Origin of the sequence: Bosea sp. (in: a-proteobacteria) (assembly GCF_023953965.1) — a bacterium.
Classification (GTDB): Bacteria; Pseudomonadota; Alphaproteobacteria; order Rhizobiales; family Beijerinckiaceae; genus Allobosea.
In genome coordinates, this window is the sequence record NZ_JAMLIX010000001.1 from 1881989 (window position 1) to 1908411 (window position 26423).

The window sequence follows — 26423 nt, forward strand, 5'->3', positions numbered from 1 at the left end:
GCGTGACACCGATCCACAGCACCGCCCTCGTCATCGTGGCCACGATCGTGCTGTTCACCTGGAACAGGCTGCCGGTCGTCGTGGTCGCGATCGGGGCGGCGCTGGCGCTGTGGGCGACGGGCACGGTCACGCTCGAACAGGCCTTCGCCGGCTTCGGCGATCGCGCCACCCTGTTCGTCGCGAGCCTGTTCATCATCAGCGCCGCGCTGGAGAAGACCGGCATCACCGCCTGGGCGGGGCAGTACCTGATCGCCAGGGCGGGCAGCGGGCAGACGCGGCTCCTCGTCATCATGATGGCGGCGTGCGCGGGCCTGAGCGCGCTGATCACCGGCAGCGGCGCGGTCGCGGCGCTGATGCCGGTCGCGGTGATGGCCGCGGTCAGGCTGAGGCAGTCGCCGGCACAGCTTTTGATGCCGCTCGCCTTTGCCGGCCATGCCGGCGCCAACCTGCTGCTGACGGGCGCGCCGAAGAACATCCTGGTCTCCGAGGCGCTGGAGGATGCGGGCCTGCCGGGCTTCGCCTTCGCCGAGTTCGCGCTGGTCGGCCTGCCGCTGCTCGCCGGGACGATGGCGATCATCCTGCTCCTGGGCAAGCGCCTGCTGCCGCGCGAGAGCGGCGCCCGGCTGCCGGCCGATTTCAGCCGCCACGCCCATACGCTGGTCGAGCATTACGGCCTGAGCGACGGCATCCACCGCCTGCGCGTGCGCGCGGGCTCGGCTTATGTCGGCGCCGCGGCGGATGCGGTCGATCCCGGCCAGCCCGGGCGGGTTGCGCTGATGGCGGTGCAGGCGGGCGCCTCCGGCGCGCCGCTCAAGGGCCGGGCGATCGCGGAGGGCGACTATCTGCTGCTGCGCGGCGAGGCCGAGGCGGTCGCGGCGCTGGCGGCCAAGATGCATCTTTCCCTGCGCGAGGAGGGCGCGCAGCCGGGCCTGTTCAGCCGCCGCTCCGGCCTCGCCGAGGTGGTGATCCCGCCGCGCTCGGCCCTGATCGGGCGAGCGGTCTTCCCGGGTATCGTGACCGACAGCGGCGACCTCGTCGTGCTGGCCGTCCAGCGCGGCGGCATCGACCTCGAGCCGGGCGAGACGCTCGCCGCCGGCGACACCGTGCTGGTCGAGGGAAGCTGGGAGGCGCTCGACCTGCGCCTCGACAACCCCGACGTGCTCGTCGTCAACTCGCCCGACCTCGTCAGGCGCCAGGCGGTGCCGCTGGGTATCGGCGCCGGCGTCACGCTTACGGTGCTCGCCTGCGTCGTCGTCATGCTCGCGAGCGGCATCGTGCCGCCGGCGGTGGCCGGGATGCTCGGCGCCGGCGCGCTGATCTTCACCCGCATCATGAGCGTGGACGAGGCCTATCGCGCGATCAACTGGACGACCGTGATCCTGATCGCGGCGATGATGCCGCTCTCGACGGCCATGGTGCAGTCGGGCGCGGCCAAGGTCGTGGCCGACCTGCTCGTGGCGGCGACCGGCGGCGCCGGTCCCTTCGTCTTCCTCGGCGGGCTTTACGTGCTGACGGCCTGCCTCGGCCAGGTGATGAGCAACACGGCGACGACGCTGCTCGTCATCCCGATCGCCATGGCCGCCGCCGCGGGCCTGGGCGTCTCGCCGCGCCCGGTGCTGATGAGCCTGTGCATCGCCGGCTCCGCCTCGTTCCTGACGCCGATCGCGACCGCGACGAACATGATGGTAATGGGGCCGGGCGGCTACAATTTCGCGAGCTACTGGAAGCTCGGCACGCCGCTGATGCTCTGGTTCTTCGTCATGGCCGTGTTCTATGTGCCGCTGATCTGGCGCTTCTGATCTCCATCCGTATCGTTCCGGCAGGCAACATGATTCGACAGCTTCCCCTCCTCCCGCTGCGCTGGGTCCGCAACCTCTCCGGCCTCGGGCTCGTGCTGGGGACCTTCCTGTTCGCCGCCTCGCTGACGCCGACCCTGGTCCCGCGCACGGCCATGACCCAGGGGGTTCTCGCCGGGGTCTGCTTCGCCGTCGGCTACGGGCTCGGCACCGCCTGCAACTGGCTGTGGGCCTATCTCGAGATGCCCAAGGCCAGCGAGCGGGTGCGCCGCATCGGCAACATCGCCGCGCTTTGCATCTGCCTGCCGGTCGTGGTGATCTTCCTGGCGAAGACGACGGAATGGCAGAATTCGATCCGCGCGGTGATGGCGATGGAGCCGATCACCAGCGCCCTTCCGATCCAGATCAGCCTGATCGCGCTCATAAGCTTCGCGGCGCTCCTGATGCTCGGGCGGCTGTTCGGCTTCGTGACCCGCTTCCTGGCGCAACGGCTGTTGCGCTTCATGCCACGGCGCGTCGCCCTCGTCGCCGGGCTGACGATCACCACGGTGCTGGTATGGACGCTCTCCAACGGCTTCCTGGTCCGCATCACCTTCCACGTGCTCGATTCCTCCTTCCGCGCGCGCGACGCCCTGATCGAGCCGGCGAGCCCGCAGCCGGCGGATCCGCTGCAATCGGGCTCCTCCGCCTCGCTGGTGAAGTGGCAGGAGCTGGGCCGCGCGGGCCGGGAGTTCGTCGCCGCGCGGCCGGCCGCCGCCGAGATCACGGCGCTGACGGGCCGGCCGGCGCTGCAGCCGATCCGGCTCTATGTCGGCCTGCGCGCCGCCGATACCGCCGAGGAGCGGGCGCGGCTGGCGCTGGAGGAGATGAAGCGCGTCGGCGCCTTCGAGCGCGCGATCCTGGTGGTGATCACGCCGACCGGGACGGGCTGGGTCGATCCTTCCGCGATCAGCCCGATCGAGTATCTCGCCGATGGCGATATCGCGAGCGTGGCGCTGCAATATTCCTATCTGTCGAGCCCGCTTTCGCTGCTCGCCCAGCCCGAGCACGGCTCGGAAGCGGCGCGCGCCCTCTTCGTCGAGGTCTATCGCTACTGGACCGGGCTGCCCAGGGAACGCCGGCCGCGGCTCTATCTGCACGGCCTGAGCCTGGGCGCGATGAATTCCGAGCGCTCCGTCGAATTGCTCGACATGATCGGCGATCCCGTCGACGGCGCCTTGTGGAGCGGCCCGCCCTTCGGCAGCCGCATCTGGCGCGGCATCATGGACCGGCGCAATCCGGGCTCGCCCGCCTGGCTCCCGGTCTACCGGGACAGCCGCTTCGTCCGCTTCATGAACCAGGACGGCCCGAGCGTTCCGCCCGAGACGCCCTGGGGCATCATGCGGGTGGTCTATCTGCAATATGCCAGCGACGCGGTGACCTTCTTCGACCAGAACGCCTTCTTCCGCCCGCCGCCCTGGCTCTCCCCGGTGCGCGGCCGCGACGTGTCGCCGGAGTTCCGCTGGTATCCCATCGTCACCGGCCTTCAGCTCGCGCTCGACATGGCTGTCGCGACGCAGATACCGATGGGCTACGGCCACGTCTATGCGCCGCAGCACTATGTCGAGGCATGGGTCGCGGTGGCGGGCATCCAGACCTGGCCGCAGCAGCAGATCGCGGCGCTGAAGCGCCTGCTCCGGGAGCGCGCGGGGCAGGGAACCGGCGATGCCGAGGGCAAGGAGAGCGCCTATCACAATCGCGGCGGCTGAGCCGGGGCCGCGCGTTCGGCCGGGCGCCGGCGCTCACGGCAGCTTCGGGAGCATCTTCTGCAGGAGCTGCGTCAGCGTCAGATCGTGGTCGAACCGGCCCTTGCGCAGGAAGGCGATCGTCTGCGCGATCACCAGCGGGTTGTTCATCATGAAGGTATGCGTCGACGAGACGACGATATGGTCCTTCATCCCGTCGAGGCGCGTGCTCTCGACCGAGACCTTGCCGTCATTGGGTCCGTGAAACATCGACGAGAGCAGGGGATTGAGCGAAACCGCGCCGGCGACGACGCCGACCTCGTAATCGACGGGCCCGAGCCGGTTGGGCAGGCTGTCCGGCCCCGTGCCGAGCTGCAGGCCCGCCGGGCCGTTGAAATATTCAAACAGCTGCAGGCCGCCGAAGGCGTCGACCAGCTCCGAGCCGTGATTGGGCGGCGCCAGCATGACGACCCGCCCGAGATTGGCGGGCCGGTTCTGCGTGAGCCAGAGCCGCACGAGAATGCCGCCCATCGAATGGGTGACGAAATGCAGCTTCGCGGCATCGCGGCAGGATGCGACGGCTCGGTCGACATAGCCGGTCAGCTTGTCGAGCGGGGCGTCGTTGGACGGATAGCCGTGATTCACCACCCGGTAGCCGGAGAAGCGCAGCGCCTCTTCCATGAGCAGCAGCGAATCGTCGGTGCGGGATAGCCCGTGGAGGAGGACGACGCATTCGTCATCGGCCATGGCAGGCGACCAGGCGATCAGCGAGAGAACGAAAACCAGCACGGAGCGCATGGGTCGTTTCCGGGCTCGGAAAGGCATATCGCACCGGATCGTCCGGAAAGCGCAAGCCGCCTTTCGGAAAACCCGATGCGATGATCGATCGATGGAGCGGCAGCCCGCCCCCGCGGGGGCGGGCACGCGTGCCGTCAGGGGCAACGCGCCGTGAACTTGCGGCCGTAGCGATCCCGATAGATGCAGTTGTTGGGCGTCGTGGCGCGCCCGATGATGGCGCCGCTGACGGCGCCCACCCCGGCGCCGATGGCAGCGCCCCGGCCGCCGCCGGCGATGCCGCCGATGATCGCTCCGCCACCCGCGCCGATCGCGGCCCCGCCGAGCGTGCGCTGGTCAGCCGAATTGGTGTTGCAGCCGGCCAGCGCCAGTCCGATGGCAACCAAGGTGATCTTCAACCGCATGTCGTTTCTCCATCGTTGAGGTAGCAGGTGAGTGCGAGAAATAGTTCCAATTGATTCGTTCACATGTGGCGTAAGGCAGAAAACACAGAATACGGTACGATCTTCCCAGTATCCCGTATTGAAGCCGGAGCCCCATCAATAGGACTCGTTCTATAACGCGCCGCTTGGACGAGACATCCCCTGCGCGTCCCAAAACGTAGGCTAGCTGTCCCAAACCGAAGCTCGGGCCCGCGGTGACGTCCGCCGCGGCCGGGTTTGCTTCGCGGCCGGCGGTGCCATCTCCGGCATGGGCTGTCGGGGGGTTGGCGGCGGCCCCATTACGTCATAATCTTGACCCGAAGCTGGGGAAGGAGCGAGCCTCATCCAAGTAAGACAGATTAAAAAAATGTCACTCGATTTAGGCTCGTTGATGTGCGAGGGCTTTATCAAATGAATCTGATTGGAATATTTCTTAAGTAGAATGATGCAGGCCGGGGGGCATATGACGATTGTTTCTCATGATGGCCTGGGAGATAAGGCCGGCGTTTTCTCGACACTGCATTTTTACACGGAGACTTTGCCGGTCGATGTCCAGTTCGACGCTTGGCGGCCCCTCGACGAGGAGGGAAACGCGCGTCTTCCGACATGCGAAGCCTCGGCGGGATTCGGCGCTGCCTTCTCCTCCTGGACCCTGGGGGAGATCGTCCTGACGCATGCCGTCTTCTCCGGCGTGCCGGCGCGGCAATGGTGGCATCGCCCGAAATCCGATCCGGATCATTGCTGCGTGGTGCTGGTGCGGACGCGGGCGGGCGATGGAACCCCGCGCGAGGAACTGTGCGTTCGGTCGCCGGCCCTGGCCCTCGAGCGGCGGGTCCGGGACGGCGAAATCATCACCCTCCATCTCCCGCGCGATCGGCGCCCGGCCGAGGAGCCGTGCTGCGAGAAGGGCCATGACGTCGCGGTGAGCCGGGAGCTTGCGCCCCTGCTCTCCCGCTACATGGACGGGCTCGTCCGGTCCCTGCCTCACCTCGGCCCGGAGCAGGCCGCGAGCCTCGAGGCGCCGACCAGGGCGCTCGTCGCCGCCTGCCTCGCCCCCGCGCCGGCCGCCGTCGAGCCGGCACGGCCCGTGCTGGGGTCGGCCCTGGTCGACAGGGTGCGCAGCGTCGTGCGCCAGAACATGGCCTCCCCCGATTTCGGGCCCGAAGGGCTCGCCCGGCTGCTCGCGATGTCGCGCTCGAAGCTCTACCGGCTGTTCGAGCAGAGCGGCGGGGTGGCTCATTTCATCAACAGGGAGCGCCTGCGCGAGGCGCATCGGCGGTTGAGCGCGCATACCGAAACGCTCTCCATCCACGCCATCGGCAACGAGGTCGGCTTCGTCGATCACTCGACGTTCAGCCGGGCTTTCCGGCGCGAGTTCGGCTACAGTCCGACCGAGGCGCGCGAGCGCGGCCTCGCGCAGTCCTTCGCCGAGGAATGCGAAAGCACGGTGCAGGGCTGAAGCGTGCACCGGCAAGCTCGGCCGGGTGCGGGCGTGATGTCTGCGACCGAATCGCCTATCAGGGCTGCGGAAACGGATTTGGGCTAGAGGGTGGGCGTTCCACGATGAACAGAAGAGATTTCCTGACGGCCGTGCTCGGCCTCGCCGGCCTCGCGGCGCTGAGCCGGGCCGCCGCTGCCGACGAGCTCTCCGGCGAGGCGAGGGCGGCTCTCGACACCGCCTCCGTCGCGTTCACGCAAGGTCCGCCGCAGCCGCGCGCACCGGGCGATCCCCGCCCGGAGCCGGCCGCCCCGCGATCGCGCCGGACCAACTGGCATCGGCGCCGGCAACGCAACCGGCGGCCGCTGCCGCCGCCGCCGCGGCATCGCCGCCCGCCGCCGGGCCGCTGAGCGCACCGGCCGGCGGTGGCCGTCACGGCGCCGGGTCTATTTCGGATGTTCGACGTGAAGGAGGAGAGCTCCATGGAACGGCGGTCGTTCTTGCTTGGTTTGGTCGCGGTTGCGATCGGTGCCGGCGCCAGTCGCGCCAGCGATGCGCAAACGCTGCAAGCGTCGGCGGCGCCCGAGGTCGCCTTGCCCGAGGGGACGCCGGTCGATTGGGCCCAGCAGGGCCAGAGCTGGAACCGGCCTCCGCATCATCGGGATCGGTACTGGCGTCGTCCGCCGCAGCTCCAGCGCGGCCGCCAGAGGCGCCAGGTCTGCCGTGTGCACCGCGACAGCTTCGGCCGCAGCGTTCGCCGCTGCCGCTGGGTTTGGGTCTAGGAAGCCCGGCGGGTCGCGCTTCATGTGGATATGGCCCATAAGCCCGGCGTAGCGCATCGCAGCGGTTGGCAAGATGCGCCGCAGGGGCCAGATAAGACGGCATGAAATTCCCGCCCTCCGTCCTTGAGGAGATCAAGGCGCGGCTGCCTGTCTCGGCGGTCGTGGGAAAGCGCGTGCGCCTGCAGAAGGCGGGGCGCGAATGGAAGGGGCTTTCGCCCTTCAACGCCGAGAAGACGCCCTCCTTCTTCGTCAACGACCAGAAGGCGTCGTTCTTCGATTTCTCCTCGGGCAAGAACGGCGACATCTTCAAGTTCGTGATGGAGACCGAGGGGCTCTCCTTTCCCGAAGCCGTCGAGAAGCTCGCGGCGGAAGCCGGCGTCGTCCTGCCGAAGATCACCGCGGAGGCGCAAGCGCGGGAGGAGCAGCGCAAGGGGCTGCACGAGGTCGTCGAGCTCGCGGCGCAGTTCTTCGAGACCGAGCTGATGGGCGATCGCGGCGTGGCCGCCCGGCGCTATCTCGCTTCACGTGGCCTCGACGGCGAGGCGCGCACGCGCTTCCGCCTCGGCTACGGCCCTGCCGATCGCTTCGCGCTACGCGACCATCTCGCCGGCAAGGGCGTCTCGGCCGAGCTGATGACGCAAGCCGGGCTGCTCGTGCATGGCGAGGAGATCGCCGTGCCCTATGACCGCTTCCGCGACCGGGTGATGTTCCCGATCCACGATGCGCGCGGGCGCGTCGTCGCCTTCGGCGGGCGGGCGATGAGCGCGGAGGTGGCGGCGAAATACCTGAACTCGCCGGAGACGCCGCTCTTCCACAAGGGCCATCTGCTGTTCAACCATCACAATGCCCGCAAGGCCGCGCACGACACCGGGCAGGCGATCGTGGTCGAGGGCTATGTCGACGTCATCGCCATGGCGCTCTCGGGCTTCCCGCAGACGGTGGCGCCGCTCGGCACGGCGCTGACCGAGGACCAGCTCGGGCTGCTCTGGCGCATGGCCGACGAGCCGGTGATCTGCCTCGACGGCGACAAGGCCGGCCGCAAGGCCGCAAGCCGCGCGATCGACCTGGCGCTGCCGCTGCTGGAGCCGGGAAAATCGCTCTCCTTCGCCCTGCTGCCGGACGGGCAGGACCCGGACGACCTCGCCCGTGCCGGCGGGCGGCAGGCGATCGCGGAGGTCGTCGGCGCGGCGCGCCCGCTGGTCGACATGCTCTGGCAGCGCGAGGTCGAGGCCGGCCCGCTCGATACGCCGGAGCGGCGCGCCGCCTTCGAGCGGCGGCTGAAGGAGCCGCTGTCCCAGATCCGCGACGAGACGACGCGCAGGCATTACCGCCGCGAGATGGACGAGCGGCTGGCGCAGCTCTTCGCCGGCGCGGCGCCGGTCCGCGGAGGCGGGGCCGCCGGCTTCCGGGGCGGCCGGGGAGGGGCCGGGCTGCCGCGTGGCGGGTTCGGCCGGCAGGTGCCGCCCTGGCTCGCCGGTCCGCTCAGGGCCTCGAGCGCGCTGACGCAATCGCGGCTGGTGGCGAAGCTCAGCGGCGAGGACCGGCGCGAAGCCTTCATCCTGCTCGCGCTGGCGAGCCATCCCGAGCTGATTCTGCGCTGCGCCGACGAGATCGCCGAGCTTGCGCTCGACGGGCCGGCGGCCGAGCGGCTGCGGCAGGCGCTGCTCGATTCGGTCGAGGACAGGCTCGACCGGGAGGCGCTGGCGAATCGGCTGGCCCAGCCGCGCGTCCGGGAGGCGCACGGCCATCTGATGGCCGTGACCGGGCCGGCGGAGCGGCGCAAGCTCGCGCAAGACGCTGATCCTGAATCGGTTTTCGACTCGATTCATCAGGCCATCGTCTTGCATCATCGCGCGCGAACGCTAAATAGCGAGTTGAGAGCAGCCGAGCGCGCCTTGGCTGACGATGCGACCGAAGCCAATTTCGCCTGGATCAAGGACGTGAAGGCCCGCCTCGAGACGATCGAAGGCACTGAGGCCATGTCCGAGGATTGAAAAAGCCCGGCGAAGGGCCCGACGCATGGTTCGGCGCGCGCGTTGTCGGGATGGTTCACGATTCGTCAACGACGTCTGGTGCCATCTGCGACTGGATTTGGTTGGGTGAGCGCGCCGGGCCTGCGGTCGCGCCACCCTTTTATGCGTCGGTATATGGCTCGCGGGCCATGGCCGGCGCGACTGCGGAGCGCTGATTGATGGCGACGAAAGCGAGCGAACGGGAAAAGACCGATCAGGTCGTGCCGGATGCGCCCCCGACGACCGACGGCCCCCTGCTCGACCTGACCGATCAGGCGGTCCGGCGGATGATCAAGCTCGCCAAGAAGCGCGGCTATGTCACCTATGACGAACTGAACGAGGTTTTGCCCTCGGAGGAATTCTCCTCCGAGCAGATCGAGGACGTGCTCGGCCAGCTCAGCGAGCAGGGCATCAACGTCGTCGACAACGAGGATCCGGAAGCGGCCGGCGAGGAGCGCGCCAACCGCAAGGACGGCGAGGAGGAGGAGGCCGAGAGCGGCGACCTCGTCGACGCCTCGCGCCAGACGCTGCCGGCCGAGACCAAGCGCAATCTCGAACCGACCGAGCGCACCGACGACCCCGTGCGGATGTATCTGCGCGAGATGGGCTCGGTCGAGCTGCTCTCGCGCGAGGGCGAGATCGCCATCGCCAAGCGCATAGAGGCCGGGCGCGAGGCGATGATCGCCGGGCTCTGCGAGAGCCCGCTGACCTTCCAGGCGATCATCATCTGGCGCGACGAGCTCAACGAAGCCAAGGTGCTGCTGCGCGACATCATCGACCTCGAAGCGACCTATGCCGGCCCCGACGGCAAGAACCCGGCCGTCGCCGCCGAGGGGGAGGCCGAGGAGAGCGAGCCGGCCGAAACTCCGGAGGGCGAAGCCGCCCCGGAGATGGACGAAGACGACATGGAGAACAACGTGTCGCTCTCGGCCATGGAGGCCGAGCTCAAGCCGCGCGTGCTCGAAACCTTCAACGCCATCGCCGACGACTACAAGAAGCTGCGCCGCCTGCAGGACCAGGACATCGCCGGCCGGCTGGAGAACGCCAAGCTCTCGCCCTCGCAGGATCGCAAGTACAAGAAGCTGAAGGACGACATCATCACCGCGGTGAAGTCGCTCTCGCTCAACAACAACCGCATCGAGGCCCTGGTCGAGCAGCTCTACGACATCAACAAGCGCCTGATCGGCCATGAGACGCGGCTCCTGCGCCTCGCCGAGAGCTATGGCGTGGCGCGCGAGGATTTCCTCAAGCAGCATGTCGGCGGCGAGCTCGATCCGAAATGGCTCCTGCGCGTCTCCAAGCTCGGCTCGCGCGGCTGGAAGGAATTCGTCGCCGCCGAGAAGGACCGGATCAAGGACCTGCGCGAGGAGGTGCACACGCTCGCCTCCGAGACCGGGCTCGAGATCCAGGAATTCCGCAAGATCGTGCTGATGGTCCAGAAGGGCGAGCGCGAGGCGCGGCAGGCGAAGAAGGAGATGATCGAGGCGAACCTTCGTCTCGTGATCTCGATCGCCAAGAAGTACACCAATCGCGGCCTGCAGTTCCTCGACCTGATCCAGGAAGGCAATATCGGCCTGATGAAGGCGGTCGACAAGTTCGAGTACCGCCGGGGTTATAAGTTTTCCACCTACGCTACATGGTGGATCCGGCAGGCGATCACCCGCTCGATCGCCGACCAGGCCCGCACCATCCGCATCCCGGTCCATATGATCGAGACGATCAACAAGATCGTGCGGACCTCGCGCCAGATGCTGCACGAGATCGGCCGCGAGCCGACCCCGGAGGAGCTGGCCGAGAAGCTCGCCATGCCGCTGGAGAAGGTGCGCAAGGTCCTGAAGATCGCCAAGGAGCCGATCTCGCTCGAAACCCCGATCGGCGACGAGGAGGATTCGCATCTCGGCGACTTCATCGAGGACAAGAACGCGATCCTGCCGATCGACGCGGCGATCCAGTCGAACCTGCGCGAGACCACGACGCGGGTTCTGGCCTCGCTCACCCCGCGCGAGGAGCGCGTGCTGCGCATGCGCTTCGGCATCGGCATGAACACCGACCACACGCTGGAAGAGGTCGGCCAGCAGTTCAGCGTCACCCGCGAGCGCATCCGCCAGATCGAGGCGAAGGCGCTGCGCAAGCTGAAGCATCCGAGCCGCTCGCGGAAGCTCAGGAGCTTCCTCGACAACTGACCGGGACAAGGGCGCCGCGGTGCCCTTTGTCGACCTGCCCCGTATCGCCCGGCTGTCCGGGTTCGAGGAGAGCGCGCGCCATGTCCTTCCTGAAATCGCTGTTCGGCGGCCGCAAGCCGGCCGAGGAGAAGCCCGCCGGACCGGTCAAGACGATCGAGCACAACGGCTTCACCATCCATGCGACGCCTTATCAGGAGGGCGGGCAATACCAGCTCTGCGGCGTGATCGAGAAGGTCGTCGAAGGCGAGACCAAGAGCCATCGCTTCATCCGCGCCGATCGCTTTCCGGGGCAGGCGGAGGCGGCCGATTTCACGCTGGTGAAGGGCCAGCAGATCGTCGACATGGAAGGCGAACGCCTGTTCCGCTAGGGCGGCGGATCGCCTTACCAAAGCGGTCGGTCTGGTTCAGGATGGGCAGCCATCCGACAGCTTTTGGAAGCGATGAGCCATGGACAACAAGGTCGCCATCATAACAGCCGCGGGCAGCGGCATGGGCGCGGCAGCGGCGCGCCGCCTCGCCAGAGACGGATATCGCGTCGGGATCCTGTCGTCGTCAGGCAAGGGCGCGGCGCTCGCCGGCGAACTCGGCGGGCTCGGCGTGACGGGCTCGAACCAGTCGCCCGACGATCTGAAGCGGCTCGTCGACACGGTCGTCGATGCCTGGGGCCGGATCGACGTGCTGGTCAACAGTGCCGGCCACGGGCCGCGCGCGGATATCCTGGAGATCACGGACGAGCAGTGGCACACTGGCTTCGACACCTATTTCCTCAACGTCGTCCGGCCGGTGCGGCTCGTCGCCCCGGTGATGGTGAAGCAGAATGGCGGGTCGATCATCAACATCTCGACGGCCTGGGCCTTCGAGCCGAGCGCGCTGTTTCCGACATCGGCGGTGGCCCGGGCGGGGCTCGCCGCCTACACCAAGCTGTTCGCCGACCGCTACGGGCCGAACAACGTGCGCATGAACAACGTCCTGCCGGGCTGGATCGACAGCCTGCCGGCCACCGAGGAGCGCCAGCGCAGCGTTCCGATGGGCCGCTACGGGACATCCGAGGAGATGGCGGCGACGATTGCCTTCCTCGCCTCGGACGGTGCCGGTTACATCACCGGGCAAAACATCCGGGTCGATGGCGGCTTGATGCGGGGCATCTGAGGTCGGCTCGCCGGCGCACGGAACGGCTCCCGATCGACCCGTTCGGCTGATCTCTTGCGGATCGAGGCCGCTTCGCGCCAAGACGCCTCGGACCGCAGGCTCAGGACACAGGACGGATCATGGCTCCCTTGCTGCATCTGCGCGACGTCGCGCTCACCTTCGGCGGGCAGCCCCTGCTCGAAGCCGCCGAGATCGCGGTTTCGGCCGGGGAGCGCGTCTGCCTTGTCGGCCGCAACGGCTCGGGCAAGTCGACGCTGCTCAAGATCGCGGCGGAGCTCGTCGAGCCGGACCATGTGGAGCGCTTCGTCCAGCCGGGCGTGACCATCCGCTACCTGCCGCAGGAGCCGGACTTCACCGGCTACGACAGCGCGCTTTCCTATGTCGCGGCCGGGCTTGGACCGGGCGACGATGCCTATCGCGCGCAATATCTTTTGGGCGAGCTCGGCCTGACCGGCAGGGAGGATCCGGCTTCGATGTCGGGCGGCGAGGGGCGTCGCGCCGCGCTGGCGCGGGTCCTGGCACCGGAGCCGGACATCCTGCTGCTCGACGAGCCGACCAACCATCTCGATCTCGCCGTGATCGAATGGCTGGAGCAGGAGCTTCAGTCGCTGCGATCGGCCATGGTGCTGATCAGCCATGACCGGCGCTTCCTGACCGCGCTGTCGCGCGCCACCGTCTGGCTCGATCGCGGCGTGACGCGGCGGATCGAGAAGGGATTCGGGGCGTTCGAAGCCTGGCGCGACGAGGTTCTCGCGCAGGAGGAGCTCGAGCGGCACAAGCTCGATCGCAAGATCGCCCGCGAGGAGGACTGGCTGCGCTACGGCGTCAGCGCGCGGCGCACCCGTAACCAGCGCCGGCTCGGCGAGCTCCATGCGCTGCGCGAAGAGCGCCGCACCGCCCGCGCCGCGACCGGGAACGTGAGGCTCGAGGCCGGCGAGGCGCAGACCTCCGGAAAGCTCGTGATCGAGGCGGTGAACCTCACCAAGGCCTATGGCGACAACACGGTCGTCAAGAACCTGTCGCTCAGGGTGGCGCGGGGCGACCGGATCGGCATCGTCGGGCCGAACGGCGCCGGCAAGACCACGCTGATCAACCTCCTGACCGGCGCGCTTCTCCCCGATTCCGGCCGGGTGAAGCTCGGCACGGCGCTGGAGATGGTGACGCTCGACCAGCGCCGCGAAAGCCTCGATCCGGCAACCCCGCTCGGCGATGCGCTGACCGGCGGCGGTTCGGACCAGGTGATGGTGGGCGGCCAGCCGCGCCATGTCGTCTCCTATATGAAGGACTTCCTGTTCCAGCCGATCCAGCGCGGCACGCCGGTCGGCGCGCTCTCAGGGGGAGAGCGCGGGCGGCTGATGCTGGCCCGTGCGCTCGCCAGGCCCGCCAACCTCCTGGTGCTCGACGAGCCGACCAACGATCTCGACCTCGAGACGCTCGACCTGCTGCAGGAGCTGCTCGCCGATTACCAGGGCACGGTGCTGCTGGTCAGCCATGACCGCGATTTCCTCGACCGCGTCGTCTCTTCCGTGCTGATCTCGGACGGCGACGGCGTCTGGACCGAGTTCGCCGGCGGCTATTCCGACATGCTGGCGCAGCGCGGGCGCGGCGTCGGCGCCAAGGCGAGGGCGTTGGAGAAGGCCGCGCCGAAGGCCGTGGCTTCGCCGGCGCCGGCTGCGCCCGCGTCCCGGCGCAGGCTCTCCTTCAACGAGAAGCACGCGCTGGAGACGCTGCCGAAGACGATCGAGACGTTGCAGGCCGAGGCGGCCAGGCTCAACGCCGCCGTGGCGGGCGATCTCTATACGCGCGATCCGAAGCTCTTCGCGAAGGCCACGGCGCGGCTGGAAGAGGTCACGCGCGAGGTTGGCGAGGCCGAGGAGCGCTGGTTGGAGCTGGAAATGCTGCGCGAAGAGATCGGGGCTTAAAGGGGAGGCGACCATGAGACTCAAGGGCAGGACGGCGCTGGTGACGGGGGCGGCGCAGGGCTTCGGCTTCGGTATCGCCGAGACTTTCGTGCGCGAGGGCGCGCGCGTCGCGGTCGTCGACATCGACGGCGCCAAGGCGAGCGCGGCCGCCAAAGCGATCGGCCGCAAGGCCTTCGCCGTGACCTGCGACGTCGCCAGGGCGAAGAGCGTCGACCGGGCGGTCGAAAAGATCCTCGGCCGGGTCGGGCGGCTCGACATCGTCGTCAACAATGCCGGCACCACCCATCGCAACCAGCCGATGACCGAGGTGGCGGAGGCGGAGTTCGACCGGATCTTCGCCGTCAACGTCAAGGCGATCTATCTGATGGCGCGGGCGATCGTGCCGCATTTCCGCGCGCATGGCGGCGGCGTCATCCTCAATATCGGCTCGACGGCGGGCCTGCGCCCGCGGCCCGGCCTGACCTGGTACAACGGCTCGAAGGCGGCGGTGAACCTGATCTCGCAGTCGATGGCGGTCGAGCTCGCGCCGGACAGGATCCGCGTCAACGCGATCGCGCCGGTGGCGGGCGAGACGCCGCTTCTCGCCGCCTTCATGGGCGAGGATACGCCGGAGCGGCGCAAGGCCTTCACCGCGACGATTCCCTGGGGCCGCTTCTCGACGCCGCAGGACATCGCCAATGCGGCGCTGTTCCTGTGCTCCGAGGAGGCCGAGATGGTGACGGGCTCGGTGCTGCCCGTCGATGGCGGGCGCTGCGTCTGAGCCGGCGGCGCATCCGTCACGGCGGGTGCAGCACGGTCTCCTGGCGGTGGATGATGCTGCCGTCGGCCGCAAGCCCCCGCTGCTCCAGCGTGATCCGGGGTTGCAGCGCATCGCCTTCGATGCGGAAGAGATGCCAGGTGCCGAGCTCGCCATGGCCGTGCGGGCCGAGCGAGGCGGAGGGCACGCCGACGATCGGCACGTCGCGGCCGGGGCCGGGCCGCCGGGCCAGCGAGAAATTGTGGTTATGGCCATGGATGACGAGGTCGGCGCCCTTGTCCTTCAGCATGGCCTCGAAGGCGGCGGCATCGGTGAGCTCGCGGCCGCGCTTCGCCCCGCCGCGATAAGGCGGGTGATGGATCAGCACGATGCGGATCAGCCCCTCGTCGCGGGCGCGGTCGAGCAGCGCGCCGGTCCGGGCGATCTGCTCGCTGCCGACGCGGCCAGTCGCCATCAGCGGCAGGGTCGGCACGGCGCTGTTGACGCCGATCAGGCCGACAGGCCCGCGCCGGCGATACCAGGGATAGCCGGGCTTGCCCGCGTCATCGGCGGTCCACGGCGCGAGCAGCCCCGCCAGCGGCTTCAGCGAGGAGCGGGCATAGGCATCGTGGTTTCCGGGCACGAAGGAGACCCTCTCGCGCGGGCCGAGCGCGTCGAGGAAAGCGCTTGCCGTGTTGAATTCGCTCGGCAGGCCGAGATGGGCGACGTCGCCGGTCACGGCGATGTGGTCGGGGGCCTCAGCATGGATGTCGGCGACGATCCGCGCCAGGATATCCATGTCATGGGCATGACGGCGCTTGCGCCGCCAGTTGACATAGCCGGTGGCGCGCTTGCCGAGGAGCTGATGCAGCGAAAACCCGGCGAGCGGGCCCAGATGCGGGTCGGACAGATGCGCGAGCTTGAACACGCTCAAGCGCTTGCCCCCGCAGGAGGTCGTCAGTCAAGCGCGCCGGCGGCGCGCCCGGACTTCGAACAGGCGGGGGGGCCTCAGTTGGCGGCGCCGGTCAGTTCCGACACGATGCGCGAATCGGTCAGCGTGATGGCGGGCTTCCAGACATAGGCCGGCTTGGCCTTGAGGCGGGCGATGATGAAGGTGAGCAGCATGGTCTTCGGTCCTGTCGATGCGCGGCGATATCGGCCTTATTTGGGGCGCGTTTGTGGCAGAACAAACGACCTGCCAGATGGTTCGCCATGCAATTTTCGCATGGATGATTAACCCGCCCTTGGGAAATGCCCGGATGCAGCCGCCCGCGCACCAGACGAACGCCGGTCCGGATCGGCCAACGCCGCCGGCGCAGCGCCTGCAGAGGCGGCTGCTGCACCTTTATTTCCGCTTCGCGCGCGGGATGACGCTGGGTGTTCGTGCCGTTGCCCTCAACGAGCGCGGCGAGGTCTTCCTGGTCCGCCATACCTATGTATCCGGCTGGCATTTTCCCGGTGGCGGCGTCGAGACCGGGGAGACGGCGGAGGATGCGCTGGCGCGCGAATTGGCGGAGGAGGCGGGCCTTGTCGCGACCGCGCGGCCGCGCCTGCACGGGATCTTCTTCAACCGCAGGGTCTCGCGCCGCGATCACGTCGCCGTCTATGTCCTCAGCCGATTCCGGGTCGAACGCGTCAAGCAGCCGGACCGTGAGATCGCCGAGGCCGGCTTCTTTCCGCTGGAGCGCCTGCCGGAGGGCACGACGCCGGGGACGCGGCGGCGGCTGGCGGAGATCGCCGCCGGAGAGCCGCCCGCCGTGGACTGGTGAGCCGTCGACGCATCGGATTTTTCCGTTTCCCCTTTCCGGCCCGATGCTGTAGAGGCGCTGTCATGATGATCGGGCCCGGATTGCGAGACCTGCGACGACCGGCGCGCTGAATGCGCCCGCCCGGCATGGCGCCCGCACGCGCCTGCCTTCGCTCAAGCCTACTCGCCTCCCGCCTCGCAGCAGCATCGTCATGACATCCCTGCCCCTGACCATCCGCCACGAAGTGCCCGCGGACGCCGCCGCGATCGAGCGCCTGCACGAGCGCGCCTTCGGCCCCGGCCGCTTCGCCCGCACAGCCTTTCGCCTGCGCGAGGGCGTGCCGCCCGATCCGGCGCTGTCCTTCGCGGCCCATGTCGGCACCTTCCTCGTCGGCTCGGTCAAGGTGACGCCGGTCCTGGCCGGCGGCCACAGGGCGCTGATGCTCGGGCCGCTGACGGTCGATCCCGCCTTCGAGGGCCGGGGGATCGGGGCTGCGCTGATGGAGCGCTCGATCGAGGCCGCCCGCGCGGCCGGGCACGACCTGATGATGCTGGTGGGCGACCAGCCCTATTACGCCCGCTTCGGCTTCAAGGTGCTGCCGCCGGGGCAATTGCTGCTGCCGGGGCCGGCCGATCCGGCGCGCTTCCTGGCGCTGGAATTGGTCGAGGGCGTGCTGAAGCAGCGCAGCGGGGCGGTGACCGCGGCGCGCGCCGGCTGACGCACGGCGCCCTAGAACAGCCGCCCGCCCTCCGGCACGCCGTGTCCCGGGCCGATCAGCACGACCTCGCCATCGGCATCGGGGACGCCGAGCGTCAGCACCTCGGACATGAACTTGCCGATCTGACGCGGCGGGAAATTCACCACGGCGAGAACCTGCCGGCCGGGCAGCTCCTCCGGCCGGTAGTGCCTGGTGAGCTGGGCGGAGGATTTCCTGCGGCCGATCGTGCCGCCGAAATCGATGACGAGCTTGATCGCGGGTTTGCGCGCTTCCGGATAGGCTTCGGCCTCGACGATGGTGCCGACGCGAATGTCGACCTTCATGAAATCCGCAAAACCGATCGGCGCGGCGACTTCGGACGTTTCGTTCAAGCTTCCCCCCGTTCAGGCCCGCATCCGCCCGGTCAGATCGCCGGCGCGTAATCCTCGTTGTCCTCGCCGCGCGCGGAGGCGCGCTCGCGCCGCCGCCCCTTCGGCGGCCGCCCCGCGCAGAGCGCGCGCGCCAGCCCCCGGAACGGCGCCGTCAGCCGGTGGACGTCCTCGACGCGGGCCATGATGCGCCCGGCGGTCTTGAGCTCACGGTCGAGCCGGGCCATGGTCTTCGACTGCTCCGGCTCGTCGTCATGCAGCCAAGCCTCGGAAACCCGCGCCATCAGCAGCACCGCGCCCTGCACGCGCACGGCACCCAGCGAATCCTCGGTCGGAATGCCGGCCGAGGCCAGCATGTAGCGCCAGGAATTGAGCGCGCCCCGGTTGAGCGCCGCTAGCGCCAGCGGATCGCGGCGCAAGGCGGGCGCGATCCGGCGCAACGCCGCCTTGTAGGGCGCCATCGCGTCGAGCCGGCGCATGACGAGGTCGAACATCCGCTCCCGCACCGGCTCGCCGGCGAGATCGTCGGACGTATCGGCGAGGACGGCCTCGTCGACGATCCGGGTCAGGGCGCCCAGCATGGCAAGCTTGGAGGGGAACAGCCCGCGCAGCTCAGCCAGCGTCAGCCCCGCCTCGGCGGCGATGTCCGTGAGCTCGATCCGGTCCCAGTGCTCTTCCGCGGCAAGCTTCATCAGGGCGTCGACCACGCGCCTGCGCGGATCGACCGGCCTGGACTCGGGCGGGGTGGAAACGGGCGGGGTGGAAACGGGCTTGCGGGCCATGGGACAGCTCCTCTCGCTTCGCGGCGACGGAGATTTAAGCCGCTATCGTGGCATGCGGAAGGCGGATCAGCCGGAAAGCTCGCCGGCGCGGCGTTTGGCGGCAGCCACCGCCCTGGCGAGCAGCGGCGCCATGCCGTCCCCGGCCATCAGCACCTCGAGCGCGGCGGCGGTGGTGCCGCCGGGCGAGGTCACGTTCTGGCGCAGCGTGCCGGGCGGCAGGGGCGACTGGAACAAGAGTTCGCCGGCTCCCTCCACGGTCGCCCGCGCCAGCCGCTCGGCGACATCGGCCGGCAGGCCGGCATCCCGGCCCGCAGCCGCCAGGCATTCGACCAGATGGAAGACATAGGCCGGCCCCGAGCCCGACACCGCCGTCACCGCGTCGATCAGCCCCTCGTCGTCGAGCCATTCGACCCGGCCGATGCTGGCGAGCAGCGCGTCGGCGGTGGCGCGCTGGGCCGCGCTCACGCCCTTGCCGGGCGCCGCCGCCGTGGCGCCGCGCTGCACCGAGGCCGGCAGGTTCGGCATGGCGCGGATGATCGCGTTCGCGTTCGGCAGGCGGGCTGAGAGATCGCCGAGCGTCTTGCCGGCGAGGATCGAGATCAGGAGCGTGCGGGGATGGATGAAGGCCTGCACCGCGGGCGCGGCGGTATCGAGCATCTGCGGCTTGGTCGCGAGCACGACGACCTCGGCGGCGGGCAGCTCCTTCGCGGCGGGGTTGAGCCGCATGCCCTTCTCCTGGGCGAGCGCGACCATCTCGTCCGAGGGCTTGGGATCGACCAGGCTGATCCCCTTCGGATCGATGCCGATGCGCAGCCAGCCTTCCAGCATCGCGCCGCCCATCTTGCCCGCGCCGATCAGGACGAGCGATTGCGGAAGGGGATTGGACATGGCGGTTCTCGTCGCTTGGGAACGGGACGTTCCGGGACCAGAGCCTGCAACGGCAGGCCGGGTCAAGCCCGGCCGCGCCGGCTCAGGCTTCGCCGACCGTCTCGAGGATCGCGCCTTCCATGCCTTCCTTCGCGGTCTTGCCGGCCCAGACGACGAACTGGAATGCCTGATAGTAGCGCTCGCAGGCCTCGACCGCGGTTCCCACCAGCGCCGCCGCCTGCCCCTCGGTCGGCTCGGCCCCGCCGGAGAGCAGGAGCGCATGGCGGTACATCACCACGCTCTCGCTGCTCCAGAGATCGAAATGGCCGAGCCAGAGCTGCTCGTTGACGAGGCTGACGAGCTGCAGCACCTCGCCGCGCCGCCGCTCCGGCACCTTGAGATCGAAGGCGCAGGCGATATGCAGCGCCTCCACCTCGGCGAGCCAGGTGATCGCGACATGGTATTCCGCCCAGCCGCCGGTCACGGCGACCGACAATTCATCCTCGCTGTCGCGATCGAAGGACCAGTCGTTGAGAGCGGCGAGGCGTTCGAACAGGTCGAGAGGGTTGGAGGGCCGATCCGGTCCGGCATCCAAATCGAGGTCCATCATGCCCTGGGGTCCACCTTCCGGAGCGCAAGGCTCCGGCGCGTTCGAGAAGAAGGACACGGCGACTGGAAAGCCTGAAGCAACACAACACCCCGGAATCCCTCGCGAGAGGCGTTCCCATCCGGCGGGGCATGACGAATCCGCCCGACGAATCAAGTCTTTCCACCGACGATAGCGCAGGCGCTGTGACGCTCCCAACACAGCGCGACGCTCTTCGGATTCGGGCAGCCGGCTCAATCCCCCGGAAGGGCTGTCCACAGCACATGGTTGTGGACATGTCGCGCGGGTGAACGGCGCCGGGCGTCAGGGCTTGCCGGCGCGCTCCTCCAGCGCCTTCAGCCGCTCCGCGAGCCTGTCGTTCTCCGCACGGGCGATCAGCGCCATCTCGCGCACCGCCTCGAACTCCTCGCGGGTGACGACGTCGAGATCGCGCAGCAGCCGCTCGATCTGCGTCTTCACCACCGTCTCGACCTCGCGGCGCACGCCCTGCGCCGCGCCGGCGGCATCCGTCGCGAGGCGGGCGATGTCGTCGAGGATGCGGTTGCCGGGGTTGACCATGGCTTTCTCCCTTCGGGGCGCGAAACTTCCGCGGACCAGCCTATAGGCAGCCCCGCACCGGGCCGCAATCGCGCCGGGAGGCCGGCGCCGGCCGCCGATCTGGACCTCGCCGGCGGTTGGGCCTAGAAACAGCGTACAGGGAAACGCGAAACGATCCACGGCCCCAAGGGCGGGAGACGTCATGATCAACCGTTTGAGCGGCCTCGCGCTGGGGCCGGTTCTCGCGCTGGCGCTCGCCGGCTGCCAGGAAACCAGCCAGAGCGCGGCCCGCCCGCGCGTCGATGCGCCCGGCGTCCCGGTCTCGGTGCAGAGCATCTCCGGCGCGCCCGAGGACGTCACCACGAGCTTCGCCGGCCTCCTCGGCGAGGCCGCCGCCGAGCGCCGGATGGAGATCGTCGCCGGCGACAAGCCGGCGCGCTTCCGCGTCAGGGGCTATCTCACCGCCCAGCCGACCGAGGACGGCCAGACCGCGCTCGCCTTCGTCTGGGACGTCTATGATTCGACGCGCCAGCGCGCCCAGCGCGTCCAGGGCGAGAGCATCGGCCGGCGCAGCGGCGGCTCCGATCCCTGGGCCGGCATCGACCGGACCGTCGTCGCCAAGGCGGCTTCCGACTCGATGGACGCGATCGCGGGCTTCCTCGTGACCGCGCCGGCCGCCGAGGCGCCCGCACGCGCAGGCACCCGGCTCGCCGCCACGGACGGGAAGAAGAGCTGAGCCGGGCCGTCAGGCCCCGCCGCGATGCCCCCCAGGTTTTTTGCTCACCGATATTGCAGCGCAGCGGTCGACTCTGCCCGGGCGCGCTGTTAAGAGCCGTTCGAATTGAGCCGGCGAAGCCGGCATCTGCTCGAGCCAATTGCAACGGTGCGCCACGGCATGGCCTCTCACTTCAAAGTCGTCGCCGGCAATTCCAACCGGCCGCTCGCCGAAGCGATCTGCAACCATCTCAGCATTCCCCTCACCAGGGCCTCGGTCCGGCGCTTCGCCGACATGGAGGTCTTCGTCGAGATCCAGGAGAACGTGCGCGGGCAGGATGTCTTCGTCATCCAGTCGACCTCCTTCCCGACCAATGACCATCTGATGGAATTGCTGATCATCACCGATGCGCTGCGCCGCTCCTCGGCGCGCCGCATCACCGCGGTGATCCCCTATTTCGGCTATGCGAGGCAGGACCGGCGCGCGTCCGGCCGCACGCCGATCTCGGCCAAGCTCGTCGCCAACCTGATCACCCATGCCGGCGTCGACCGCGTGCTGACGCTCGATCTCCATGCCGGCCAGATCCAGGGTTTCTTCGACATCCCGACCGACAACCTGTTCGGCGCGCCGCTGATGGCGCGCGACATCAAGGACCGGCTGGAGTGGAAGAACGCCATGGTCGTCTCGCCGGACGTCGGCGGCGTGGTGCGCGCGCGCGCGCTCGCCAAGCGCATCGATGCCCCGCTCGCCATCGTCGACAAGCGCCGCGACCGGCCCGGCGAATCGGAGGTGATGAACATCATCGGCTCGGTCGAGGGCCGCTCCTGCATCCTGATCGACGACATCGTCGATTCCGGCGGCACGCTGGTGAACGCCGCCGACGCCCTGCTCGAGCAGGGTGCCAAGGAGGTCTATGCCTACATCACCCATGGCGTGCTCTCGGGCGGGGCGGTGGCGCGCATCGCCTCCTCCAAGCTCAAGGAACTGGTCATCACCGACTCGATCATGCCGACCGAGGCGGTGAAGGTCGCCCGCAACATCCGCGTCATCTCGATCGCCGGGCTGATGGGCGAGGCGATCGAGCGCACCGCGAGCGAAACCAGCGTATCGAGCCTGTTCGACTGAAAGGTTCCGGCTTGGGCAATTCCCGCGCCCTCGTGCTGTTCTCCGGCGGGCAGGATTCGACCACCGCGCTCGCCTGGGCGCTCGAACGCTTCGAGGCGGTCGAGACGATCGGCTTCGACTATGGCCAGCGCCATCATGTCGAGATGCAATGCCGCGAGACGATCCGCGCCAAGCTGCCCGCGCTCTCCGCCCGCCATGCCGCCCGCCTCTGCTGCGATCATGTCCTCGACCTCACGGCGCTCGGCGCGATCTCCGAGACGGCGCTGACCCGCGAGAGCGAGATCGCCTTCGACGATGCCGGCCTGCCCACGACCTTCGTGCCGGGGCGCAACCTGATCTTCCTCGCCTTCGCCGCGGCGCTTGCCTATCGCCGCGACCTGAAGCACATCGTGCTCGGTGTCTGCGAGACCGATTATTCCGGCTATCCCGATTGCCGCGACGACACCATCAAGGCGATGCAGGTGGCCTTGAGCCTCGGCCTCGACCGCAGGCTTACCCTGCACACCCCGCTGATGTGGCGCGACAAGGCGCAGACCTTCGCGCTGGCGCGTAAGCTCGGCGGGCAGGCCCTGCTCGACCTCGTGATCGAGGAGAGCCATAGCTGCTATCTGGGCGACAGGACGACCCGGCATGGCTGGGGCTATGGCTGCGGCCATTGCCCGGCCTGCGATTTGCGATCAAAAGGCTTCGCGGCGTATCTCGCGGCGCCCGATGACAGCGGACCTGATCGATGACCCATGACCGCCAGCGCCTGATGGAGGGCCTCGTTGCCCTCGTCCTGTTCGGGCTGACGATTCCGGCCGCCAACTGGATGATCGGCAATGCCGGCACGACCTGCGTGCCGGGCGGCCCCTGCCTCGTCCCGGTCTGGCCGGGGATCATGGCGCCGAGCGGCGTCGTGATGGTGGGTCTTGCCCTGGTGCTGCGCGACATCGTCCAGCGCCGCCTCGGCGCGCTCGCCGGGCTTGGCGCCATCGCGGCCGGCACGCTGATCTCGGCCGTGCTCGCGCCGGCGGCGATCGTGCTCGCCTCGGCGGCCGCCTTCCTGTTGTCGGAGCTCGCCGATTTCGCCGTCTACACGCCGCTGCAGCGGCGCCGCTTCCTCACCGCCGTCTTCGCCTCGGGCGTGATCGGGCTTGTCGTCGACAGCCTCGTCTTCCTGCATCTGGCCTTCGGCAACCTGGATTTCCTCGCCGGCCAGATCCTCGGCAAGGCCTGGATGGTGCTCATCGCCTTGCCGCTGATGCACCTCCTGCGCCGCCGCGACGAGCGCCTGGGCCTGGCGGCGGCCTGAACGGGGTTGAGGTTACGGCGGTTTTCGCCTATGAGCAGCCACGCGTTCGGCTGACACCCTTGGAGGCTCTGAACGCGGGAAGCCGATGGCCGCCACGAGGCGGCCTTGTCATTTACCAGTCAAGGACATCCAACATGACCGCCGTGAAGCAAATCGAGGCTTCGGCGCGCGCACAGGTCGGCAAGGGGGCCGCCCGTGCCGTTCGCCGCGAGGGCCGCACACCTGCCGTGATCTATGGCGGGGGCGCCGCTCCCGAAGCCATCGCGCTCGATGCCAACAAGACCCGCCAGCTGATTTTCGGCGGCCATTTCCTGACCACGATCTTCGAGATCGACGTCGCCGGCAAGAAGCAGCGCGTCATCCCGCGCGACTACCAGCTCGACCCGGTCAAGGATTTCCCGATCCATGTCGACTTCCTGCGCATCGCCAAGGGCCAGACCGTGACGGTCCAGGTCCCGATCCACGTCGTCGGCCAGGATGCGAGCCCGGGCATCAAGAACGGCGGTCTCGTCCAGCTCGTCGAGCACGCGCTCGAGATCACCGTCGAGCCCGACAGCATCCCGGCCGCCTTCGAGGTCTCCGTCGCCGGCCTGAACATCGGCGACCAGGTCGAGGCCAAGGCGATCGCGCTGCCGGCCGGCGCCAGGCTGACCGTCGGCTCGGACGCGACGATCGTCACGATCGCCCCGCCGACCGTCGACGCAGAGCCCGAAGCCGCGGCGGAAGCCCCGGCCGCCGAAGCCAAGGCCTGAGGAAGCGGCGCCGGCCGGCGCCCCCTCCCTTCGCAACGACGAGACGAGACGGCCGGGCTTCCCGGCCGTCTTGCTATGGCGCACCTGCCCGCCGGAGCTCCGCATGCTGATCTTCGCCGGCCTCGGCAATCCCGGAGGGCGCTATGCCCGCAACCGGCACAATATCGGCTTCATGGCCGTTGACGCGATCGCGCGCGCGAACCGCGCCTCGCCCTGGCGCGCCCGCTTCCAGGCCGAGACTTGCGAGGCGGCGATCGGGGCCGAGAGGGTCATCCTGCTCAAGCCGCAGACCTATATGAACGAATCCGGCCGTGCGATCGGCGAGGCCGCGCGCTTCTTCAAGATCGCGCCCGCCGATGTCGTCGTCTTCCATGACGAGCTCGACCTCGCCCCGGCCAAGCTCAGGGTCAAGCTCGGCGGCGGCAATGCCGGGCATAACGGCCTGCGCTCGACCACCGCCGCCATCGGCAACGACTATCGCCGCGTGCGCATGGGCATCGGCCATCCCGGCCTGAAGGAGCTGGTCCACGGCTATGTCCTCAGCGATTTCGGCAAGGCCGAGCAGCCCTGGGTCGAGGATCTGTGCACGGCCTGCGCCGATCATGCCGCGCTGCTGGCCGCCCATGACGACCCGGGCTTCCAGAACAAGGTGCACCTTTTCATGGAGGCGCGCGGCCACGGCGCGGTGAAGCGGCTGGGCGAAAAGAGCGACGGCTAGAACGGTCCCGTCCGGCAGGCGGCCATCTTGTCTTTATCTCCGCCCGCCGCCAATAAGGCGCGGACGCTTTTAAGGCCGCCGCGCAGGCATGCGGCGAGGCCATCCAACGGAACAGGCAATCATGGGCTTCAAATGCGGAATCGTCGGCCTGCCGAATGTCGGCAAGTCGACCCTCTTCAACGCGCTGACGCAAACCGCCGCGGCGCAGGCCGCCAACTACCCGTTCTGCACGATCGAGCCCAATGTCGGCGACGTCGCCGTCCCGGACCCGCGGCTGGAACAGCTCGCGACGATCGCCGGCTCGAAGGAGATCATCCCGACGCGGCTGACCTTCGTCGATATCGCAGGGCTGGTGCGCGGCGCCTCGCGCGGCGAGGGGCTCGGCAACCAGTTCCTCGCCAATATCCGCGAATGCGACGCCATCGCCCATGTCGTGCGCTGCTTCGAGGATGGCGACATCACCCATGTCGAGGGCAGGATCTCGCCCGTCGACGACATCGAGACGATCGAGACAGAGCTGATGCTGGCCGATCTCGACAGCCTGGAAAAGCGGGTCGTCCCGCTGGAGAAGAAGGCCAAGTCCGGCGACAAGGAGGCCAAGGAGGCGGCCGATCTGATGAACCGCTGCCTCGCCTTGCTGCGCGAGGGCAAGCCCGCCCGCCTCGTTGAGCTTTCGGCCGAGGAGCGGCGCCCCTTCGCACTGCTCGGCCTGCTCTCCTCGAAGCCCGTGCTCTATGTCTGCAATGTCGAGGAAGCCGCCGCCGACAAGGGCAACGCCTTCTCCGAACTGGTGAAGAAGCGCGCCGCCGGGGAGGGCGCCGTCGCGGTCGTGGTCTCGGCCAAGATCGAGAGCGAGATCGCCGTGCTGCCGCCCGAGGAGCAGACCGACTATCTCGAGGCCGTCGGCCTCGCCGAGCCTGGCCTCAACCGCGTCATCCGCGCCGGCTACGACCTGCTCCATCTCGTGACCTACTTCACCGTCGGCCCGAAGGAGGCCCGCGCCTGGACGATCGAGAAGGGCACCAAGGGGCCGCAGGCCGCCGGCGTCATCCATACCGATTTCGAGAAGGGCTATATCCGCGCCGAGACCATCGCCTATGACGACTACATCGCCCATAAGGGCGAGGCGGGCGCGCGCGAGGCGGGCAAGTTCCGCCTCGAGGGCAAGGACTACGTCGTCGCCGACGGCGACGTGCTGCATTTCCGCTTCGCCACCTGAGGAAGCGTTCCGGC

The 26423-nt window shown here is 68.9% G+C and carries 28 protein-coding genes; 20 read left to right on the forward strand and 8 right to left on the reverse strand.

Annotated elements, in window-relative coordinates; translation table 11 throughout:
* Window positions 1–2 precede the first annotated feature (2 nt).
* Both M9917_RS08625 and M9917_RS08630 read left to right on the forward strand, forming a co-directional pair.
* Window positions 3–1799 carry an SLC13 family permease gene (locus M9917_RS08625; protein ID WP_297252746.1) on the forward strand — a complete coding sequence of 599 codons (1797 nt, stop codon included), beginning with the start codon at window positions 3–5 and terminating at the stop codon, window positions 1797–1799.
* A 29-nt stretch (window positions 1800–1828) separates the two neighbouring features.
* A complete protein-coding gene (locus M9917_RS08630) occupies window positions 1829–3544 on the forward strand; it encodes an alpha/beta hydrolase (RefSeq protein ID WP_297252748.1) in 1716 nt (571 codons plus the stop codon).
* Between the two features lie 33 nt (window positions 3545–3577).
* On the opposite strand, the gene M9917_RS08635 is transcribed toward M9917_RS08630, so the two are convergent.
* Window positions 3578–4318, reverse strand: a complete 741-nt coding sequence (locus tag M9917_RS08635; RefSeq protein ID WP_297252750.1) for an alpha/beta hydrolase — start codon at window positions 4316–4318, stop codon at window positions 3578–3580.
* Window positions 4319–4452: 134 nt separating this feature from the next.
* Complete coding sequence (locus tag M9917_RS08640) at window positions 4453–4719, reverse strand: YMGG-like glycine zipper-containing protein (RefSeq protein ID WP_297252752.1); 267 nt, start codon at window positions 4717–4719, stop codon at window positions 4453–4455.
* A 556-nt stretch (window positions 4720–5275) separates the two neighbouring features.
* Between M9917_RS08640 and M9917_RS08645 the strand changes: the two genes are divergently transcribed.
* From M9917_RS08645 to M9917_RS08685, 9 genes are all read left to right on the forward strand, one after another.
* Window positions 5276–6196 (forward strand): helix-turn-helix domain-containing protein, encoded by a 921-nt coding sequence (locus tag M9917_RS08645; RefSeq protein ID WP_297252754.1) that lies wholly within the window; start codon window positions 5276–5278, stop codon window positions 6194–6196.
* A gap of 104 nt (window positions 6197–6300) precedes the next feature.
* Window positions 6301–6585: a hypothetical protein gene (locus M9917_RS08650; RefSeq protein ID WP_297252756.1), complete on the forward strand. Its 285-nt coding sequence runs from the start codon at window positions 6301–6303 to the stop codon at window positions 6583–6585.
* Between the two features lie 45 nt (window positions 6586–6630).
* Window positions 6631–6957 (forward strand): hypothetical protein, encoded by a 327-nt coding sequence (locus M9917_RS08655; RefSeq protein WP_297252758.1) that lies wholly within the window; start codon window positions 6631–6633, stop codon window positions 6955–6957.
* Between the two features lie 101 nt (window positions 6958–7058).
* Window positions 7059–8951 (forward strand): DNA primase, encoded by a 1893-nt coding sequence (dnaG, locus tag M9917_RS08660; RefSeq protein ID WP_297252760.1) that lies wholly within the window; start codon window positions 7059–7061, stop codon window positions 8949–8951.
* A gap of 197 nt (window positions 8952–9148) precedes the next feature.
* Window positions 9149–11152: an RNA polymerase sigma factor RpoD gene (gene rpoD, locus M9917_RS08665; protein WP_297252761.1), complete on the forward strand. Its 2004-nt coding sequence runs from the start codon at window positions 9149–9151 to the stop codon at window positions 11150–11152.
* Between the two features lie 80 nt (window positions 11153–11232).
* Window positions 11233–11520 (forward strand): HlyU family transcriptional regulator, encoded by a 288-nt coding sequence (locus M9917_RS08670; protein ID WP_297252763.1) that lies wholly within the window; start codon window positions 11233–11235, stop codon window positions 11518–11520.
* A 79-nt stretch (window positions 11521–11599) separates the two neighbouring features.
* A complete protein-coding gene (locus M9917_RS08675; protein WP_297252765.1) occupies window positions 11600–12301 on the forward strand; it encodes an SDR family oxidoreductase in 702 nt (233 codons plus the stop codon).
* A 119-nt stretch (window positions 12302–12420) separates the two neighbouring features.
* Window positions 12421–14223: an ABC-F family ATP-binding cassette domain-containing protein gene (locus tag M9917_RS08680; RefSeq protein ID WP_297252767.1), complete on the forward strand. Its 1803-nt coding sequence runs from the start codon at window positions 12421–12423 to the stop codon at window positions 14221–14223.
* Between the two features lie 13 nt (window positions 14224–14236).
* A complete protein-coding gene (locus tag M9917_RS08685) occupies window positions 14237–14983 on the forward strand; it encodes a glucose 1-dehydrogenase (RefSeq protein ID WP_297252769.1) in 747 nt (248 codons plus the stop codon).
* A gap of 16 nt (window positions 14984–14999) precedes the next feature.
* On the opposite strand, the gene M9917_RS08690 is transcribed toward M9917_RS08685, so the two are convergent.
* Window positions 15000–15887, reverse strand: a complete 888-nt coding sequence (locus tag M9917_RS08690; protein WP_297254789.1) for a metallophosphoesterase family protein — start codon at window positions 15885–15887, stop codon at window positions 15000–15002.
* A gap of 214 nt (window positions 15888–16101) precedes the next feature.
* Between M9917_RS08690 and M9917_RS21800 the strand changes: the two genes are divergently transcribed.
* Both M9917_RS21800 and M9917_RS08700 read left to right on the forward strand, forming a co-directional pair.
* A complete protein-coding gene (locus tag M9917_RS21800; protein WP_465246341.1) occupies window positions 16102–16728 on the forward strand; it encodes an NUDIX domain-containing protein in 627 nt (208 codons plus the stop codon).
* A gap of 190 nt (window positions 16729–16918) precedes the next feature.
* Entirely contained in the window at window positions 16919–17425 is a 507-nt protein-coding gene (locus M9917_RS08700) for a GNAT family N-acetyltransferase (RefSeq protein WP_297252770.1), read from the forward strand.
* Between the two features lie 11 nt (window positions 17426–17436).
* Here the strand turns inward: M9917_RS08700 and M9917_RS08705 are convergent, their stop codons facing one another.
* The 5 genes from M9917_RS08705 to M9917_RS08725 all read right to left on the reverse strand — a co-directional run bounded on the left by M9917_RS08705 (window position 17437) and on the right by M9917_RS08725 (window position 20607).
* Window positions 17437–17796 (reverse strand): tRNA-binding protein, encoded by a 360-nt coding sequence (locus tag M9917_RS08705; protein ID WP_297252771.1) that lies wholly within the window; start codon window positions 17794–17796, stop codon window positions 17437–17439.
* A gap of 32 nt (window positions 17797–17828) precedes the next feature.
* A complete protein-coding gene (locus M9917_RS08710; RefSeq protein ID WP_297252773.1) occupies window positions 17829–18575 on the reverse strand; it encodes a TetR/AcrR family transcriptional regulator in 747 nt (248 codons plus the stop codon).
* A gap of 66 nt (window positions 18576–18641) precedes the next feature.
* Window positions 18642–19463 carry a pyrroline-5-carboxylate reductase gene (gene proC / locus M9917_RS08715; protein ID WP_297252774.1) on the reverse strand — a complete coding sequence of 274 codons (822 nt, stop codon included), beginning with the start codon at window positions 19461–19463 and terminating at the stop codon, window positions 18642–18644.
* 82 nt (window positions 19464–19545) lie between these two features.
* The gene (locus M9917_RS08720) at window positions 19546–20052 is read right to left on the reverse strand and encodes a type III secretion system chaperone family protein (protein WP_297252776.1); all 507 of its coding nucleotides are present in this window, start codon (window positions 20050–20052) and stop codon (window positions 19546–19548) included.
* A 300-nt stretch (window positions 20053–20352) separates the two neighbouring features.
* Entirely contained in the window at window positions 20353–20607 is a 255-nt protein-coding gene (locus M9917_RS08725) for an accessory factor UbiK family protein (RefSeq protein WP_297252778.1), read from the reverse strand.
* 181 nt (window positions 20608–20788) lie between these two features.
* Here M9917_RS08725 and M9917_RS08730 point away from each other — a divergent pair, with 181 nt between their 5' ends.
* From M9917_RS08730 to ychF, 7 genes are all read left to right on the forward strand, one after another.
* Complete coding sequence (locus M9917_RS08730) at window positions 20789–21322, forward strand: hypothetical protein (protein WP_297252780.1); 534 nt, start codon at window positions 20789–20791, stop codon at window positions 21320–21322.
* Window positions 21323–21481: 159 nt separating this feature from the next.
* Window positions 21482–22426 carry a ribose-phosphate pyrophosphokinase gene (locus M9917_RS08735; RefSeq protein ID WP_297252782.1) on the forward strand — a complete coding sequence of 315 codons (945 nt, stop codon included), beginning with the start codon at window positions 21482–21484 and terminating at the stop codon, window positions 22424–22426.
* Between the two features lie 11 nt (window positions 22427–22437).
* Window positions 22438–23160: a 7-cyano-7-deazaguanine synthase QueC gene (queC, locus tag M9917_RS08740; RefSeq protein WP_297252784.1), complete on the forward strand. Its 723-nt coding sequence runs from the start codon at window positions 22438–22440 to the stop codon at window positions 23158–23160.
* Entirely contained in the window at window positions 23157–23720 is a 564-nt protein-coding gene (locus M9917_RS08745) for a VUT family protein (protein WP_367273914.1), read from the forward strand. Before queC ends, M9917_RS08745 begins: the two co-directional genes overlap by 4 nt.
* Window positions 23721–23854: 134 nt before the next feature.
* A complete protein-coding gene (locus tag M9917_RS08750) occupies window positions 23855–24472 on the forward strand; it encodes a 50S ribosomal protein L25/general stress protein Ctc (RefSeq protein WP_297252786.1) in 618 nt (205 codons plus the stop codon).
* 103 nt (window positions 24473–24575) lie between these two features.
* Window positions 24576–25190, forward strand: coding sequence for an aminoacyl-tRNA hydrolase (gene pth / locus M9917_RS08755; RefSeq protein ID WP_297252788.1), 615 nt, complete (start codon window positions 24576–24578; stop codon window positions 25188–25190).
* Between the two features lie 121 nt (window positions 25191–25311).
* Window positions 25312–26409 (forward strand): redox-regulated ATPase YchF, encoded by a 1098-nt coding sequence (ychF, locus tag M9917_RS08760; RefSeq protein WP_297252791.1) that lies wholly within the window; start codon window positions 25312–25314, stop codon window positions 26407–26409.
* Window positions 26410–26423 lie beyond the last annotated feature (14 nt).